Genomic DNA, 18,149 nt, shown 5'->3' on the forward strand with positions numbered 1-18,149 from the left:
GCGGTGCGGAGAAGGCCCGGGAACGGCCCGACAGCCCGCCCGACCTCCGACTAAGGTCGCACTTTCACATTCTGTCGGCAGAACTAAGGATATTGACGCCCAATCATCAATGTGATGAGGTTTATAGGCAAAATCTGTCGACAGTTTTGAGTGCTACCGGAGGAGACGGCATGATGCCGCAAAACGGGCGCTCGGGAGGATCAGAATGAAGTTTACCAAGACGCTTGCGGCTCTGGCCATGACGGCTGCGCTGGGTACTGGCGCTGCCAGTGCGCAGGTCAATGTCATGCTGCCCGCCAATCCTGGCGGCGGCTGGGACGGCACGGGTCGTCAGGCGTTCCAGGCGCTGCATGACGCCGGCATCTATACCGGTGGTGTCAATTTCACCAATACGGGTGGTGCTGGCGGTACTGTGGGCCTTGCCGAATTCCTCGGCACGTCCACTGGTCAGCCCGACGCTCTCGCCGTGTTCGGCGCAATCACCGTGGGCGCAATTGCGCTCAACAATTCGCCGATCAACCTCGCAGAGTTCCGTCCGGTCGCTCGCTTGACCGCGGAATATCTGGTGATCGCCGTTGCGGCGGATTCGCCGTACAACACGCTGGCTGATCTCGTGGCCGGCATCAAGGCTGATCCGGGTGCTGCGGCCCTCGGCGGCGGTTCGGCCGGTGGCGTCGACCACATCTCGCTCGCGCTACTGGCTCAGGCAGGCGACATTCCGGTGGCCGACCTCAACTACATTCCGCAGACCTCTGGCGCTGAAACTGTGACGGCAATCGTCAACGGCACTCTGGTTGCGGGCGTTTCCGGCACGTCCGAATTCGCCCAGTTTGCCGAACAGGGTCGCATCAAGATCCTTGGCGTGACCTCGGCCGAGCGCCGCCCGAACCTGCCTGACGTCCCGACCTTCCACGAGGCCGGCTATGACGTCGAAATCGCCAACTGGCGCGGTATTCTGGCCGCTCCGGGCGCTCCGGACGACAACTACGCCATGTGGGTCGAGAACTTCACCAAGCTCTCGACGAGCGACGCATGGAAGGCCGTTCTCGCAGCGCAGGGCTGGGAAGACTACTTCCTCGCCGGTGACGAATTCGGTGCCTTCATTGCCGAAGAAACCGAGCGCCAGGGCCAGATCCTGAAGGATGCCGGCCTTGTCAACTGACGAGCGCAACACGACTGAAGGGGGCAGCCCAGCGGCTGCCCCCGCTTCGCCAAAGCCTTATTGGATCGGCATTGGTCTGATGGTGATGGGCGCGGTGTGGCTCTATGCCGGCTTCGGGTTGCCGCAGGGCGCGCGCTATGCGGCCGTGGGTCCGGGGCTGTTCGTGACCGTTGCTGGCGCAGGCCTGCTCGTTCTCGGCGCTATTCTCGTGCTGCAGATATCGCGCGGGGAGACGTTCGAGGCGCAGGACGCCGAAGACGCCGATGGCTCGACCAAGATGGACAAGCGGGCTTTTCTTACGGCGCTCGTCGCCGTTGCGCTGCCGATCGGCACCATGGGTCCGCTGGGCATGCCGTTTACCGCGACGCTGTCCTTCGTGCTGGTCGCCAATGCCTTCGGCTCGCGTCGCTGGTGGCTTGACCTCGTCTACGGCCTCATTCTGGCTTGTGCCGCCTGGTTCCTGTTCAAGCAGCTCGGGCTGCAATTGGGCCGGTTCTTCCCGCCTCTGGGAGTGTAAAACGTGGAAACTTTCGAGCTTCTGCTGCATGGCTTCAGCGTGGCGCTGCAGCCGACAAATCTCATGTGGGCGCTGGTTGGTTCGGTGCTTGGTACTGCTATCGGCATTCTGCCCGGCATCGGCCCGGCGCTGACCATTGCGCTGCTGCTGCCGGTGACCACCGCCCTCGCCCCGACTTCGGCCTTCATCATGTTCGCCGGCATTCTTTATGGTGCGATGTATGGCGGATCGACGACGTCCATTCTGCTTAATACGCCGGGCGAAGCGGGGTCGATGATGACCGCGCTCGAGGGCAACAAGATGGCCCGGGCCGGGCGTGGCGCGGCGGCGCTGGCAACGGCGGCCATCGGGTCGTTTGTGGCTGGTACGATTGCGACGCTGGCGCTGACTTTTGCCGCGCCGGCTGTTGCGGAGCTGGCCTTCTATTTCAAGCCGACGGACTATTTTGCCATTACGGCGCTGGCCTTCTGTTCGGTGGCCGTGGTGATGGGCACGTCGCGTACGCGCGGGTTCGTGTCGCTATTCCTCGGCATTGCCATCGGCGTGATCGGCATCGACTCGATGACGGGGCAGCCGCGTTTGACCTTCGGCAATATGCAGCTTTTGCGCGGCATTGCGCTGACGGTGGTGCTGGTGTCGCTCTTTGCCGTCGGCGAAATTCTCTATGTCGCCAGCCGCTATCGGACGACGCCGGGCGTTATGGCGCCGATCAAGGGCCAGCTCTGGATGACCAAGCAGGATTTTGCTCGGTCTTGGAAGCCCTGGCTGCGCGGTACGGCAATCGGGTTTCCCATGGGCGCCCTGCCCGGCAGCGGTTCGGAAATCCCGACCATGCTCAGCTACACGCTGGAGCGGAAGCTGACCAAGCATCCGGAAGAGTTCGGCAAGGGCGCCATCGAAGGCGTGGCCGGACCGGAGGCGGCGAACAATGCGGCCGCGGCTGGTATTCTGGTGCCACTGCTGACGCTGGGCTTGCCGACTTCGGCGACCGCCGCGGTGCTGCTGGCCGCGTTCCAGAACTATGGATTGCAGCCGGGCCCGTTCCTCTTCACGTCCAATCCGGCGCTGATCTGGGGGCTGATTGCCTCGCTCTATGTCGGCAATGTCATGCTGCTGGTGCTCAACCTGCCGCTGGTCGGCATCTGGGTGCAGTTGCTGCGCATTCCGCGGCCGCAGCTTTATGCCGGCATTCTGGTCTTTGCCATGATTGGCGTCTGGGGTCTCGCGGGATCATGGATGGATCTGACGATCATGCTGGTCGTCGGCCTCGCCGGCTATGTGATGCGGGTCTACGACTTCCCCATCGCGCCGGTGCTGATCGGGCTCATCCTCGGGCCGATGGCGGAAACGCAGCTGCGTACGGCGCTGGCTGCTGGTCAGGGCAATCCCATGGTTCTCGTTTCGACGCCGCTCTCGGCCGTTCTCATCACCCTGGCCGTGCTGCTCCTAGCACTGCCCATTCTCCTCAAGCGCCTGCGCGCCAACGCCTAAAAAGCCTGAATAAGGAAATCTTCCTGATATGAAGACCTACGACGTAAAAGTTCATCCATCCGCCGCCAACCTGCCGCGCGAGCAACAGCTTGCCTGGCATATTGCAGAGTTCGCCGCCAATTGCGGCCCGCTGGATGCTGACGTGATCGAGATGATCGCCTGCCGAATCGTCGACAATGCCAGCGTGGGTCTGGCCGCCATCAACCGCGCACCGGTCGCTGCGGCGCGCGCCATGGCTTTGGCGCACCCCCGAAAAGGTGGCGCGACGGTTTATGGTCTGGGCAGCGGGGTCCGTGTCGATGCGGAATGGGCGGCGTGGGCCAATGCCACGGCCGTGCGCGAACTCGACTTCCACGACACATTCCTTGCTGCCGACTACTCGCATCCGGGCGACGCGATTTCGCCGCTGATCGCCGTGGCGCAGCAGATGGGGATTGGTGGCGCCGACCTGGCTCGCGGTATTGCGGTGACCTATGAAGTGCATGTGGCGCTGGTGAAGGCGATTTCGCTGCATAAGTACAAGAAGGACCATGTGGCCCATCTTGCGCCGGCGACCACGGCGGCCATCGGCGCCATGCTGGGTCTGCCGACGGAAGTGATCTTCCAGGCGGTCAATCAGGCCGTGCACCTGAGCTTCTCTACGCGCCAGTCTCGCAAGGGCGAGATCAGCTCGTGGAAGGCCTATGTTCCGGGCTTTTCGGGCAAGCTCGCGATTGAATGTATCGACCGCGCCATGCGTGGCGAAGCCTCGCCGTCCCCGATCTACGAAGGTGAGGACTCCGTCATTGCCTGGATGCTGGGCGGTAAGAACGAGGCTTATAAGGTCTCCCTGCCTGCCCCCGGCGAAAGCCCGCGCGGTATCATGGAGACCTATACCAAGGCACATTCGGCCGAATATCAGGCGCAGGCGCTGATCGATCTCGCGATCGATCTTTCGGGGCAGATCGGCGATCTTTCGAAGGTGAAGGACATCCTGCTCGAAACCAGCCATCACACGCATAACGTGATCGGTACCGGCGCCAACGATCCGCAGAAGATGGACCCGGAAGCATCGCGCGAAACGCTTGATCACTCGATCATGTATATCCTTGCGGTCGCGCTCGAAGACCGCAAATGGCACCATGTCGACTCGTATACGCGCGAGCGTGCACGCACGCCGTCGACGGTGGCGCTGTGGCACAAGATCCGCACGGTGGAAGAGCCGTCCTGGACGGTGCGCTACCTCGATCCCGATCCGGACAAGCGCGCTTTTGGCGGCAAGATCATTGTTACGCTGGAAGACGGCCGTGTGATCACGGGCGAGCGCGGCGTGGCCGATGCCCACCCCAATGGCAACCATCCCTGGACCTGGCCGGACTATGCCGGCAAGTTCGAGACCCTGACCAAGGGCGAGCTGGCAGATGCCGATCGCAAGGCTTTCCTTGAAGCGGCCAAGGGCTTTGCTGGTCTCGCCGCAGGAAAACTCGATGTGCTCATTCCTGCCCTGCCGCAAGGTAGCGTGAACCCGTCGAAGCCGACGGGTCAGGGCATTTTCGACCACGGGCTCTGAGAGCAAACAGCTGGATCGCGTCGCTTTGCGTGGCGCGATCCATGCGCTATGGAAACCGGTCTTTGGACCGCAACCACGCTGGAGCAAGATGGATCAGGACGCCGAGACGATCGAGATTGCCGACGATCGGCTGCTGACCGATCAGTTGTTCGAACAACTGAGCGAGGCCATTGTCGTGGGCACTTTCGCGCCCGGCATCAAGCTGAGCGAACCGCGCCTGGCCGCACAATATGGCGTCAGCCGCGGACCGCTGCGGGAGGCCATTCGGCGACTGGAAGAACGCAAGCTCGTGACACGTGCACCCCGCCAGGGCGTGCGCGTCGTGGTGCCGACGCCCAATGATGCGCTGGAGCTGTTTACGATCCGCGAGGTTCTCGAAGGGCTGGCGGCGCGGCACGCGGCAGAGAATGCCACCGAAGCCGAGGTGGACGAGTTGCGCGCCATGCTGGCGCGGCACCGCGAGGCGCTCTCGAAACCCGATGCCATGGTCTATTGGCAGGCCACCGCCAATTCGGACTTTCACTTCATGATTGCCCGGATCGGGCGGAACCAGCACCTGTTCGACCTGCTCTGCGGCGAATACTACACGCTGTTCCGGCTCTACCGCATGCAGCACCGGATCGTGCCTGGCCGTGCCCAGCGCGCGCTTGCCGAGCATGAGCGGATCGTCGAGGCGATCGCCGATCGGGATGCGGAGCTATCGGAAATCCTGATGCGCCGGCACATTGCCTCGGCTCGCATCGGCCTCATCGCGCAGGCGAACGCCTGAGGGCATGTCGGGCTCGTCGGGCGGAAAGTCTGCGAGCCGAGTGGGCAGAGCGGCGTAGAACTGGACCAGTTCCGGTTCGATCTTTTCGGCCAGAGCTTCGCAACGTTTCAGCAGGTTTGTGTCGAGCACACCGCGGGTCAGGGCGGAGACGAGTTCAGCGTGAAGCGTTGCCAATTCTTCGAAGGCTGGGCTTGATTTGAGCGTTTCATCGCCGACGAGCAGTTTGATGGGCTCGCGGCCGGACATGCCTTTGAGCTCCACCTGCCCGGCATCGAGGAAGGCCAGGTCAGGGGTTTCGGCAACCATGCCTGAGGTTACGAGGATGCTGTAGCCGACCGGCTTGCAGGCGCCTTCGATGCGGCTCGCGACGTTGACGGTGTCGCCGACGCAGGAATAGTCGAAGCGTTTTTCAAAGCCCATATTGCCGACGAGCGCGGGGCCCGTGGCGATGCCAATGCCGATATGGATGGGATCGTCGCTGCCGCGATTGAGGTCGCGCAGGGCATTTCGCATGGCGAGGGCGGCGCGGCCGGCGAGCAAGGCGTGTTCCTTTTCCTCGGCCGGGGCATTCCAGAAGGCCATGACCGAGTCGCCCATGAATTTGTCGATGGTGCCGCGATGGCGGATGATCGCGCCGCCCAGGGCGGCAAAGAGGCCATTGAGAATGTTGACCAATTGCTCGGGCGTGGTGCGTTCGGCGAGGGCTGAAAAGTTGCGGATGTCGGAGAACATCACGGTCAACTCGCGCACATTGCCGCCGAGGCGGAGGAGGCTCTGGTCGGCTTCGATCTGCGTGAGGACCGAAGGCTCGACATAGTAACCGAAGGCGCGGCGGATGCGGCGGCGGTCGAAATCGGTGACCGTGAAGCGCAGGAAGGCCATGGTGGCATAGCTGACGAGGGCGGCGAAGAGCGGATAGCTCGGATCGATGAGGAGACCGGGGCTGGAAAAGCTCCACCAGCTGAAGGCGACTGAAGCGGCGGCGACGGCCAGCGATACGCCAAGGCCGACCAGGGGGCCTGAAACGACGACGGCTAGGACGATGACAAGGCCCGAGGTGGCAAGGAGCAGCAGTTCGAGCCCGGACACCCAATCGGCGCGGTCAAGGAAGGTCTGGGTCAGGATCTGTTCGAGCGCCTGGAGATGGATGGAGACGCCTGGCACGGGCACGCCGAGGGGACTGATGCGGATATCGTTGAGGCCGCTGGCGGAGCTACCGATGAAGACGATGTGGCCGGCGATCAAGGGAGCGAGCGCGGCATAGTCACCGTCGAGCAGGTCGGTGGCCGGGATGTAGGTTTCGGGCGGAAGCTCACGATAGTAGAGCCGCAGATCGCCCGTGGGGCCGGTGGGAATGGAGAAATCCCCTACCCGGACGGCTTCAACGGTTCGGCCGTCAACATTGTCGCCCATGACGACGAGCGTCGGCACACCCATGGCGACGCGCAGGGCTTCGACCGAAAGCGTCGGGATGACTCCAGAGTCGATGCGCCAGAGCAGAGGCAGGCGGCGGGCAACCCCTGCCCCTTGGCGATCAAGGCTGGCGACGCCGAGGCCGCTGGCGGCGGCAGCGAGGATGGGAAGAGGCTGGGCGGCACCGCCAAGGTCAGGCGCGGCAGCGAGCGGATCGCTGCCGGTAGTGGCGAGCCCGGCTTTGGCCGGTGTCGTGACGGGGAGAGCGCTGCCGTTTTGGGCGAGGCCCAGAATGGTGGGGCCCGATTTCAGGGAGGTGGCGAAGGCCTCGTCCGGGTTCGGGCCGCCCGAGGAACGCTCGGCTTCGCTGAAGAGGATATCGAAGGCAATGGCGGCAGCGCCAAGTTCGGTGAGGCGGTCGGAGAGGCGCGCCAGGGTTTCACGCGGCCACGGCCATTGGCCGACTTCGGCCATGGACACCTCATCGATGTCGATGATCCGGACTGGCAGATCATCCGGCGCTGTGCGGGGTTTTAGCTGCTGGAAGACATCAAAGCTCGTCTCGCGGGCGACTTGGACCGGATAGGGATCGGCGACCCGAAGCGCGACGAGGCCGAGGATGACGAGAAGGCCCAGAGTAAGCGCCGCAAGCCGCCTGCCCATGGCCCCTGCCCTCAATTATAGGGCGTACAGGCCGCGACGCGCTGCGGCAGGACCGAGCTGGGGCGGGAGCGGAGATCGCGGCGGAAATCGCTGGGCGACATGCCGGCGATCTTGCGGAAGAGCTTGTTGAAGGCGCTGAGCGAGCCAAAGCCGCTATCCATGGCGACCTGCAGCACATTGGCGTCGTCGCGCATCAGGAGCGCTTGGGCGTAAGAGAGGCGCATCAGGCTGACGTAGTCGTTCAAGGTCATGCCGGTGCATTTCTTGAAGACGGTCATGGCGTATTTCGGATGCACATCGGCGGCGACGGCGATGTCGACGGAGTCGATGTCCTCGCGAAAGTTGTCGGCGATGTAGTCGCAGATGCGCACAACGATTGGGGAAATGTGCTGGTCGGTCGTGTGGCTGTTGGATCTGGCGTGGTGGCCGGAGAGCAGTTCGTAGGGAGCGAAGCGGATGCGCTCGATACGGAGGAGAAGTTCATCCACCGCCATGCTCGTTTTCAGCGGATCGCCGGAGCGGACGTAGTCGTTCCAGCGCGCGAAATTGACGGGGTCGGAAGCGTCCGTGGCGCGGGTGACGAGAGCAGCGCCCTGCATGAGGCCGGCTTGCACATCCTGCGGCAGGCGGAGGCGGAAGAAATGCACGAGCGGCAGGTGGCCGCCCGCATAGACGAGGTCTTCGGAGGCGTCGTCGAGTCGATGTGGCTGACCGCCCCAGAAGAGAGCGAGATCCCCGGCACCGAAGCGGACCTCGTAGCCGCTCATGGCATAGTGAGCCCAGCCGCGGATGATGTAATTGACCTCGACCTGCGCATGCCAATGCGACGAGCGCATCAGCAAGGGCGAGGCGTGGAACATGTTGAGTTCGGTGGGAAGGTTCTCCACGCCGTCGAGGGCCGGCTCGTAGTAGCCGCGCTCCACCATCTTACTATCCGCCAATTTGAAATACCCGATAAGAGCGACGGCTCATGAGGAGTGGATAGCTTAGGTATCGCTCGGCACAAGAGCAAGGGAGGAGAATGCGCGGGGTTTTGAAACCTGCCGCGCCGCCTGTCTTGGCCGATGGATATTTGAGGAGCAGACCATGACCGACAAGAAGATTCGCTGGGGCATTATCGGGCCCGGCAGCATTGCCAAGGCATTCCGCGGCGGGGTCAACGGCTCCAAGCACGGCGTGCTAGCCGCTATCGCCACGCGCGACCCCAGCAAGCCAAGCCTTGCCGCGGATTTTCCGGGCGTGCGGGTGGTCAATGGCTATGATGCCCTCTTGGCCGACAAGGAGATCGATGCCGTCTACATCGCAGTGCCACATACCGGCCACGCCGAATGGGCAATCAAGGCTGCCGAAGCCGGCAAGCACGTTCTTATTGAAAAGCCGCTGGCGCTTTCGGCGCACGAAATCGACGCCGTGTTCCATGCGCACAAGAAGGCCGGCACCTTTGCGGGTGAAGCCTTCATGTATCGCCTGCATCCGCAGGTGAAGCAGTTGCTCGACCTGATCAAATCCGGCGCCATTGGCGAAGTGCGGATGATCCAGTCGAGCTTTGGTTTCTCGATGGGCAAGTTCCAGCCGCAGCACCGACTGTTCGCCTCGGCGCTGGCCGGCGGCGGTATTTTGGACGTCGGCGGCTATCCGGTTTCGATGGCGCGGCTCATTGCTGGCGCGACCCTTGGAAAGCCGTTCGCCGATCCGGTGAAGGTCGCCGGCACGGCCAAGCTCAACGAGGAAGGCACGGACGACTGGGCGGCCGCCATCCTGACGTTCGAGAATGGCATTGTGGCGCAGGTTTCCTGTGCGGTGATGGCGAACCTCGACAATGTGCTGCGCATCCATGGTTCGGAAGGCCGGATCGAAGTGCCGGAATTCTGGTTTGCAAATGGCAATCGTGATCAGGGCCTTGGCCGCATCGACATCATCAAGGGTGGCAAGACCGAGACGGTCAGCGTTAACGAGACGGCGCATGTCTATTCGTTCGAGGCGGACGCCGCTTCGCTCGCCATTCTTGAAGGGCGGCAGGAGTTTACCTCGCCGGGCATGAGCTGGGCGGACAGCCTTGGCAATGCGCGCGTGCTCGACCAGTGGCGCCGCGATGCAGGGATCGAATATTCGGTCGAAAAATATACCAATCGCCTTAACACCTTGGACAATCGCAAGCTGGGGCCGAATACCGGCATTATTCCCAAGCGCGCCATTCCGGGGCTCGAGAAGCAGGCTTCGGCGGTTGCCCTCGGCTTTGAGGACTTCAAGACCTTCTCCTCCGGCGCGATCCTCCTCGATGCGTTCTGGGAAAAGGGCGGCAATATCTTCGATACGGCCTTCATTTATGGCGGCGGCTATACCGAAAAGCTCTTCGGCGAGTGGCAGAAGAGCCGCGGCGTGCGCGAAGAGGCTGTGGTGATCGGCAAGGGCGCGCACTCCCCCCTCGTCTATCCCGATGTCATTGGCAAGCAGTTGACCCAGACGCTTGATCGCCTGCAGACGGACTATGTCGACGTCTATTTCATGCACCGCGACAATCTCGATGTGCCGGTGGGTGAATTCGTCGACGCCATGGATACGGAGGTGAAGGCTGGCCGTATCCGTGGGCCGTTCGGTGGTTCGAACTGGACCAAAGAGCGCATGGACGAGGCGATTGCCTATGCCGAACGCACCGGCAAGACCAAGCCGCAGGCGCTGAGCAACAACTTTGCTTTGGCCGAAATGCTTGACCCGATCTGGGGCGGATGCGTGACCTCCTCGACGCCTGATTTCAAGCAGTGGCTGATCGACCGTCAGGTGACCAACTTCTCCTGGTCGAGCCAGGCGCGCGGCTTCTTTACCGACCTTGCCGGGCGGGACAAGACCGACAATGAGGAACTGGTAAGGGTCTGGTACAACGAGCAGAACTTTGGTCGCCGCGACCGGGCCATCGAGCTCGCCAAGCAAATCGGGCACAATCCGATCCATGTGGCGCTGGCCTATGTGCTGGCCCAGCCCTTCCCCAGCGTGCCGCTGATCGGGCCGCGCCGCCTGGTCGAATTGGAAGACAGCCTCAAGGCTTTCGAGATCAAGCTGACGCCGGAACAGGTGAAGTGGCTGGAAGGCTAAGCGCCGCAAAGCCAAGGCAAATCAAGGGGTCCGGCGACGGGCCCCTTTTTCGTTGCGGGAGAAGGACTGGCATATTCGTTTCGACTGTTCACCCTGGGAAGACAGTTTGTACCCTTTGGTGCAATTGCCAGGGCAACGTCCCTGCCCTATGTTGTCCATCGTGAGATTACGATCTCATGCAATTCTCAGGGCGGGGTGAAACTCCCCACCGGCGGTAAGGCGGCGACGCCAAGCCCGCGAGCGCTTTTGGCCCACTGGGCCTTGAGGTCAGCAGATCCGGTGTGATTCCGGAGCCGACGGTCATAGTCCGGATGAAAGAGAATGGGTTGGCCTCAAGCGCCTGACTATGCTTGCGTTTTTACGCGGGCAGAGTTCTGCGTCGCCTTCCCGTAACCCTGGGGAAACTGGTTACGGAAAGGACGACATATGAACCAGATTTCCTCTTCTACCCATGCCAGTGCCGCCTCGGGCGCTGCGTTCATGCTGGCTGCAAGCCTGGCTTTTGCCGGCTCCAACACGCTGCAGGCGGTTCTGCCGACTCCGACCGAGTATGGCGGGTTCGGCATGAGTTCGACCGGCATGGCCTTTTGGCAGTATGTGATCGCTTCCATTTTGGCGCTGCCGCTTATTTTCCGTATTGGTATCAATAACTTGCGCACCAGCCATCCGCTGGCGCACGAGGTTCGTGCCTTCACCTCGGCGCTCGGCGTGCATGTTTTCGTCTATGGTTTTGCCTCGGGGGTGCCGATCTGGCAGATGGTGACGCTGCTCGCCACCGGGCCGCTGTTCATCATTCTCGGCTCCACCGTACTTCTGGGAGAAAAGGCCTCCACGGCCCGCATCGCGGCGGCCCTGCTCGGCTTTGCCGGCGCGATTATCGTCTCGGGTGTCGGCGCTGAAGGTTTTACCTGGCAAACCTTTGTGCCGATCGTGGCGGCGGCGCTGTGGGCGACGACCGACATTCTCACCAAGTACCTGACGCGAAAGGGAGAAAGTCCGGAAACCCTCACCGTCTCGCTACTGGTGTTAATTACCCCGAACCACCTGGCAATTCTGCTTTTTGCTACCGCCTTCGCATGGGTGCTGCCAGCCGGTGCCGCGCCGGGCTTTCCGTTTGCCCTGCCGACGGGTACGGGGCTGCTGCTGCTCCTGTTGCTGGGCGCGCTGACGGGTGCGGCGCAGTATCTGCTGAGCTTTGCCTATCGCGCGGCTGACGCCACCTTCCTGCAGCCATTTGGCGACCTGAAGGTGCCGCTTGGGGCGACCGTGGGCTGGATTGTGCTCGGCCAGGTGCCGTCCATCTGGTTCTGGCCTGGTGCGGCACTCATCATTTTCGCTTCGCTGTTCCTCTATCTCGTGGAGGGCCGCGAACGCCCCTCCAAGCTTGCGACGGCATAACGTTCCAAACGTAGAATAATTCTTCCAAATTTGGCGCCGGCAATGCGATATTGCCGGCGTCATTCTTTTGACGCGTCGGAGTCGCCGCTCACACCTTCGCTCCGACGCTTCATTTTGGGGGATTTTGATGGACCGGGGAGAGATTCAGGGCGCGCCGAAAAATTTCGAGGCGTTGCGAGCACTTATCCTGGAGCGGCGGCGCGAACTGCCCAAGCGGTTGGCGCAGGTGGCGGCGTTCGCGCTCGATAACCCCGACGAGATCGCCTTTGGCACGGCGGCGAGCATTGCGACCGATGCCGAGGTGCAGCCTTCGACGCTGGTTCGTTTCTCGCAAACCTTTGGTTTTGATGGCTTTTCAGCACTGCAGGCGGTGTTTCGGGCGCGGCTGCGCGAGCGGAATTCGAGCTATGAAGACCGGCTGGTGGAGCTTGAGGGTGGGGATGCGGTGGCTGCCGGATCGGCGGCGATTCTCAACTCGTTTGTCGGCGCGGCGCATCGCAGCCTCGACAATTTGAGTGCCGCAATCGACCCGCAAAAGTTCGAATCCGCTAGCAGACTGTTAGCATCTGCCGGCACCATTCACCTGATTGCGCGACGGAGAAGCTACCCGATCGCGACGTACATGGCCTATGCGCTCTCCCAGCTCAAAATCCGCTGCCAGATCGCCGGGACGGCGTCGGGGATCGATGACGATCTGCTCGCATTGGCCGACGAGGGTGATGCGGCTTTTGCGGTGAGCTTTTCCGGCTATGCACCGGAGACGGTGGCGCAGGCTTCGGCGCTGGCGGCGCGTGGCATACCGGTGGTGTCGCTGACCGACTCAGCGTTTTCGCCGCTGGCGGAATGTTCGACCATCTGGTTCGAACTGGTCGAGGCCGACCATGCCGGGTTCCGTTCGCTCTCGGCGAGCATGGCTTTTGCCATGGCGCTGGCCGTGGCCATCGCCGAAGAGCGTCGGCGGGCGTGATTTTTCTGATGGAACAGAAATTCTATATTTGAACTGATTTAGAAGATGTGTTTCAATTCCTCCCATACAAGCCGCCGCGGGAGGAATTTGGGTGAGCACGAATAAGACGCTCGATGTGATCACCATTGGCCGGGCCTCGGTGGATCTTTACGGCCAGCAGATCGGCACGCGGCTCGAGGATATCGGCAGCTTTGCGAAATCGGTGGGCGGGTGTCCGACCAATATTTCGGTCGGCACGGCGCGTCTGGGGCTGAAGTCGGCGCTGATTACGCGCGTCGGCAATGAGCAGATGGGCCGCTTCATTCGCGAGCAATTGCAGCGCGAGGGCGTTGAGACCAAGGGGATTGTGACCGACCCCGAGAGGCTGACGGCGCTGGTGCTGCTGTCGGTCGAAAATGACAAGTCGTTTCCGCTGATCTTTTATCGCGATAACTGCGCCGATGCGGCGCTGGATGAAGGCGATGTGGACGAGGATTTCGTGCGGTCGGCCAAGGCGGTGCTGGTGACCGGCACGCATTTCGCCAAGCCCAATAGCGATGCGGCGCAGCGCAAGGCGATGCGGATTGCCAAGGCGAATGGCGCCAAGGTGGTGTTCGATATCGACTATCGGCCGAATCTTTGGGGGCTGGCAGGGCATGATGCGGGCGACAGCCGCTATATCGCTTCGGATGAGGTTTCGAAGCACCTGCAGACCGTGTTGGCCGATTGCGACCTGATTGTTGGCACCGAGGAAGAGGTGCTGATTGCGTCGGGTGAGAGCGATCTTACGGCGGCACTGAAGACTATTCGGAGCTTTTCGAGCGGGACTATCGTGCTCAAGCGCGGGCCGATGGGGTGCATCGTTTATGATGGGGCTATTCCGGATGATCTTGAGGACGGGATTGTCGGCAAGGGGTTTCCGATTGAGGTCTACAATGTGCTCGGGGCCGGCGACGCTTTCATGAGCGGATTCCTGCGCGGCTGGCTGCGCGGGGAGCCGCATGCGACGAGCGCGACCTGGGCCAATGCTTGTGGCGCCTTTGCGGTGAGCCGGCTGCTGTGTGCCCCGGAAATTCCGACCTGGACCGAGCTGAGCTATTTCCTTGAGCATGGCAGCAAGGAACGAGCGCTGCGCAAAGACGCGGAAATCAATCATGTACATTGGGCGACGACGCGGCGGCGCGAAATTCCCAGCATGAAAGCCCTAGCGATCGATCATCGGTCGCAGCTTGAGGATATGGCTGGGGGCGATGCGCAGAAGCTGGCGCGGATACCGGAGCTGAAAGTGCTGGCGGTGAAGGCGGCGGCGCAGGTGGCCGATGGCCGCGACGGCTTTGGCATGCTGCTCGACGACAAATATGGGCGCGATGCGCTTTATGCGGCCAGCGCAATCCCGAATTTCTGGGTGGCGAAGCCGATTGAATTGCCGGGGTCGCGACCGCTGCAATTCGAGTTTTCTCAGGATCTGGGATCGCGGCTGGTGGACTGGCCAGTGGATCACTGCATCAAGGTGCTGTGCTTCTATCATCCGGACGATGCGGCGGAGCTGCGCGAGGTGCAGATTGGGAAGCTTCGGGCGGCTTATGATGCGGCGCGGAAGGTCGGGCGCGAACTGCTGGTGGAGATCATTTCCAGCAAGCATGGCGCGCTGAAGAACGATACGGCGGCGCGAGCGCTGACGGATGTCTATGCGGCGGGGATCAAGCCAGACTGGTGGAAGCTTGAGACGCAGCCGGGAGTTGAGGCCTGGCGGCAGATTGATGCCGTGATTGAAGCCAATGATCCGTTCTGTCGGGGTGTTGTGCTGCTGGGGCTCGATGCGCCACAGTCGGAGCTGGTGGCGGGATTTGCGGCAGCGAAGACGTCGAAATCGGTGAAGGGTTTTGCTGTCGGGCGGACGATCTTTGGCGATGCGGCGCGGGCCTGGCTCGATGGACGCATTGGCGATGATGAGGCCGTGGCAATGATGGCGCAGCGGTTTGCGGGATTGGTGGCAGCCTGGGATGGCGCCTGACGCCCGAGTGCTACGATCTCGTCCTTCGACAAGCTCAGGATGAGGTCTACTTGAACTGCGTCATTCCCGCGAAAGCGGGAATCTCACTCGGACGTAGAGGGATTCCCGCTTTCGCGGGAATGACGCCGAGAAAATTATGAGAACGGCGCAAGCCGACGAGGAGTGGCCATGAGCCAGAAGACTGTTCGATTGACCATGGCGCAGGCTGTTGCGCGGTTTCTTACGGCGCAGAAGACTGTCATTGCCGGGGAGACGGTGCCGATCTTTGGTGGGGTTTTTGCCATTTTCGGGCATGGCAATGTGGCCGGGGTGGGCGAGGCGCTTTATGGCGTTAGGGATACGCTGCCGACCTATCGCGGGCAGAACGAACAAGGCATGGCGCATGCGGCGATTGCCTATGCGAAAGCCAGTTTTCGGCGGCGGTTCATGGCGGTAACCTCATCCATTGGGCCGGGCGCGCTCAACATGGTGACGGCGGCAGCGCTGGCGCATGTGAACCGCATTCCGCTGCTGCTGCTGCCGGGCGATGTGTTTGCCAATCGGTTGCCTGATCCTGTCTTGCAGCAGGTGGAAGACTGGAGCGATGGCACGGTTTCGGCCAATGACTGTTTCAGGCCGGTCAGCCGGTATTTTGATCGGATCACGCGGCCGGAGCAGATCATTCCGGCGCTACGGCGGGCGATGCAGGTGCTTACCGACCCGGCCGAATGCGGGCCGGTGACGCTGAGCCTCTGCCAGGATGTGCAGGCGGAAGCCTATGATTATCCCGAGAGCTTCTTTGCCGAGAAGGTGTGGGTGCCGCGGCGGATCATGCCGGATGCCGATGAATTTGCGACGGCGGCAGCGGCGATCAAGCTGGCGAAGAAGCCGGTCATCATTGCGGGTGGCGGCGTGCTTTATTCGGAGGCGAGCGAGAGCCTGGCGGCCTTTGCCGAGGAGCATGGCATTCCGGTGATGGAGACGCAGGCGGGCAAGAGCGCCCTGCCCCATGGGCATGAGCTCAATATGGGTAGCGTCGGGGTTACCGGCTCTTCAGCGTCGAATGTGTTGGCCGAAGAGGCCGATGTGGTTATCGCGGTCGGGACGCGGTTGCAGGATTTTACCACGGGATCGTGGGCGCTGTTCAAGAACGAGGCGGTGAAAATCGTCGGGCTCAATGTCCAGCCGTTTGACGCCGGCAAGCATGAGGCGCTGCCGCTCGTGAGCGATGCGCGCGTGGGACTTGAAGCGCTGGATGCCGCGCTGATGGGTTGGCAGATTGATTCCGATTGGACGCATAAAGCCATGCGGGAAAAGGACAAATGGCTTGATGACGCTGACGCGGCGACTGGGCCGACTAATGCCGAACTGCCCTCGGATGCGCAGGTGATCGGGGCGGTGCAGCGGGCGCGGACGAAGGCGACGCTGGTGTGTGCGTCGGGCGGGTTGCCGGGCGAACTGCACAAGCTCTGGAAGGCCGGTGGGCCTGGTAGTTATCACATGGAATATGGTTTTTCGACCATGGGCTATGAGATTGCGGGCGGGCTGGGCGTGAAGCTGGCGCGACCGGACGACGACGTGGTCGTGATGGTCGGCGATGGCAGCTATCTGATGATGAATTCGGAGATCGTGTCTTCGATCATGCTCGGCGCAAAGCTGACCATTGTGCTGCTGGATAATGCGGGCTTTGGCTGCATCAACCGGCTGCAGATGGCGACCGGCGGGGCGAATTTCAACAACCTGATGAAGGACACGGCGCATGTGGCGCTGCCCAATGTCGACTTTGCGGCGCATGCTGCATCGATGGGGGCGGTGGCCAAAAAGGTTGGCTCGATTGCCGAGCTTGAGGCGGCGCTGGCGGAGACGGCGGATGCGGACCGGACGGTGGTGATTGTGATTGATACCGATCCGCTCATCACTACCGACGCAGGGGGCACCTGGTGGGATGTGGCGGTGCCGGAGGTCAGCGAGCGAGCGCAAGTGAATGCGGCGCGCGAGGGATATGTTAAGGCGCTGATGGCGCAGCGGATTGGGTGAGGCATCCCCCTCACCGACTCGGCTTCGCCGAGCCACCTCTCCCCGATGGGGAGAGGAATAAGAGGGGCCGGATTGTTCTTCTCCCCATCGGGGAGAAGGTGGCGCGCAGCGCCGGATGAGGGGGCGGCCGCACAAGCGCCATCTCCTCTGCGGACGAGGAGAGACGAAAAGAATGAAAGCCAAACTTGGGATGTCGCCCATTGCGTGGTGGAACGACGATCTGGTGGAGCTGAGCGATGATGTGTCGCTCGAAGAGTGCCTGCGGCAATCGCGGTCGGCCGGGTTTACCGGGATGGAGAAGGGGCGGCGGTTTCCGGATGATCCGGAGGTAATGCTGCCGATCCTGCGCGCCGCTGACGTGACGCTGTGTGGCGGGTGGTTTTCGGGGACACTGGTCGAGGAAGAACTGGCCGCCAACAAGGACCGCATTCTGCCGATGATCGAGCTATTCAAGGCGGTCAACGCGCCTTGCATCGTTTATGGCGAAGTGGGGCGGTCTATTCAGGGCAAGCGCGAGATTCCGCTGGCGCGGAAGCCGAAGCTTTCGGACGATGAGATAAAGGCTTATGGGCGCAAAGTGACCGCGTTTGGCGAGTGGTGCGCCGAGCAGGGCATGCCGCTGAGCTATCACCATCATATGGCGGCTGTGGTCGAGACCGAGCCGGAGCTGGATGCGTTCATGGCGGCTTCGGGGGAAGGCATTCCGCTGCTGCTCGATGCGGGGCATCTGGCCTTTGCCGGCGGCGATCCGCTGCGGGCGATTGATAAGCACCATGGGCGGATCAACCATGTGCATGTGAAGGATATTCGCCGCGCTGTGGTCGATGGGCTGGATCGGAGCAAGCAGAGCTTTCTGGATGCCGTGGCGCTGGGCGCCTTTACGGTGCCGGGGGATGGGTCGCTCGACTTTGGCGCCATCGTGCAGCGGCTGGCCGATCATGGCTATGAAGGCTGGTTCGTCGTTGAAGCCGAGCAGGACCCAAAGGCTAACCCGCCGCTGAAAATGGCGCAGGTGGGCCACAAGGAACTGATGCGGGTGATGACGGCGGCTGGGTATACCGTCGAGACGCAAGGTTTTCCCAACGGCTAGGGTTTGATAGAGCTTGCGCAAACAAAGGGTG

General features: G+C 62.2%; 13 protein-coding genes and 1 riboswitch. Of the genes, 11 read left to right on the forward strand and 2 right to left on the reverse strand.

From position 1 onward, the window contains the following. Positions 1-205: 205 nt before the first annotated feature. From J7557_RS12985 to J7557_RS13005, 5 genes are all read left to right on the forward strand, one after another. Positions 206-1,162: a tripartite tricarboxylate transporter substrate binding protein gene (locus J7557_RS12985; protein WP_291420487.1), complete on the forward strand. Its 957-nt coding sequence runs from the start codon at positions 206-208 to the stop codon at positions 1,160-1,162. Next, positions 1,143-1,679 carry a tripartite tricarboxylate transporter TctB family protein gene (locus J7557_RS12990; RefSeq protein ID WP_291420488.1) on the forward strand — a complete coding sequence of 179 codons (537 nt, stop codon included), beginning with the start codon at positions 1,143-1,145 and terminating at the stop codon, positions 1,677-1,679. Before J7557_RS12985 ends, J7557_RS12990 begins: the two co-directional genes overlap by 20 nt. Before the next feature lie 3 nt (positions 1,680-1,682). Then, complete coding sequence (locus tag J7557_RS12995; protein WP_291420489.1) at positions 1,683-3,170, forward strand: tripartite tricarboxylate transporter permease; 1,488 nt, start codon at positions 1,683-1,685, stop codon at positions 3,168-3,170. Between the two features lie 28 nt (positions 3,171-3,198). Further along, positions 3,199-4,719 carry an MmgE/PrpD family protein gene (locus J7557_RS13000; protein WP_291420490.1) on the forward strand — a complete coding sequence of 507 codons (1,521 nt, stop codon included), beginning with the start codon at positions 3,199-3,201 and terminating at the stop codon, positions 4,717-4,719. A gap of 88 nt (positions 4,720-4,807) precedes the next feature. Continuing rightward, positions 4,808-5,488, forward strand: a complete 681-nt coding sequence (locus J7557_RS13005) for a GntR family transcriptional regulator (protein WP_291420491.1) — start codon at positions 4,808-4,810, stop codon at positions 5,486-5,488. On the opposite strand, the gene J7557_RS13010 is transcribed toward J7557_RS13005, so the two are convergent. Then, positions 5,417-7,564 carry a CHASE2 domain-containing protein gene (locus tag J7557_RS13010; protein WP_291420492.1) on the reverse strand — a complete coding sequence of 716 codons (2,148 nt, stop codon included), beginning with the start codon at positions 7,562-7,564 and terminating at the stop codon, positions 5,417-5,419. The two genes, J7557_RS13005 and J7557_RS13010, sit on opposite strands and share 72 nt — an antisense overlap. A gap of 11 nt (positions 7,565-7,575) precedes the next feature. Further along, positions 7,576-8,490, reverse strand: coding sequence for a helix-turn-helix domain-containing protein (locus J7557_RS13015; RefSeq protein WP_291420621.1), 915 nt, complete (start codon positions 8,488-8,490; stop codon positions 7,576-7,578). Positions 8,491-8,650: 160 nt separating this feature from the next. Here J7557_RS13015 and J7557_RS13020 point away from each other — a divergent pair, with 160 nt between their 5' ends. The 6 genes from J7557_RS13020 to iolE all read left to right on the forward strand — a co-directional run bounded on the left by J7557_RS13020 (position 8,651) and on the right by iolE (position 18,118). Next, positions 8,651-10,654, forward strand: a complete 2,004-nt coding sequence (locus J7557_RS13020) for an aldo/keto reductase (protein ID WP_291420493.1) — start codon at positions 8,651-8,653, stop codon at positions 10,652-10,654. A 177-nt stretch (positions 10,655-10,831) separates the two neighbouring features. Further along, a riboswitch (FMN riboswitch) is annotated at positions 10,832-10,981 on the forward strand. 99 nt (positions 10,982-11,080) lie between these two features. Continuing rightward, positions 11,081-12,052 carry a DMT family transporter gene (locus J7557_RS13025; RefSeq protein ID WP_291420494.1) on the forward strand — a complete coding sequence of 324 codons (972 nt, stop codon included), beginning with the start codon at positions 11,081-11,083 and terminating at the stop codon, positions 12,050-12,052. 127 nt (positions 12,053-12,179) lie between these two features. Then, entirely contained in the window at positions 12,180-13,019 is an 840-nt protein-coding gene (locus tag J7557_RS13030) for a MurR/RpiR family transcriptional regulator (RefSeq protein ID WP_291420495.1), read from the forward strand. A gap of 91 nt (positions 13,020-13,110) precedes the next feature. Continuing rightward, on the forward strand, positions 13,111-15,012 hold the full coding sequence (gene iolC / locus J7557_RS13035; protein ID WP_291420496.1) for a 5-dehydro-2-deoxygluconokinase: 1,902 nt from the start codon (positions 13,111-13,113) through the stop codon (positions 15,010-15,012). A 168-nt stretch (positions 15,013-15,180) separates the two neighbouring features. After that, a complete protein-coding gene (gene iolD / locus J7557_RS13040; RefSeq protein ID WP_291420497.1) occupies positions 15,181-17,028 on the forward strand; it encodes a 3D-(3,5/4)-trihydroxycyclohexane-1,2-dione acylhydrolase (decyclizing) in 1,848 nt (615 codons plus the stop codon). A gap of 172 nt (positions 17,029-17,200) precedes the next feature. Continuing rightward, positions 17,201-18,118, forward strand: coding sequence for a myo-inosose-2 dehydratase (iolE, locus tag J7557_RS13045; protein ID WP_291420498.1), 918 nt, complete (start codon positions 17,201-17,203; stop codon positions 18,116-18,118). Positions 18,119-18,149: the final 31 nt, after the last annotated feature.

The organism is Devosia sp. (assembly GCF_017744655.1).
Lineage (GTDB): Bacteria > Pseudomonadota > Alphaproteobacteria > Rhizobiales > Devosiaceae > Devosia.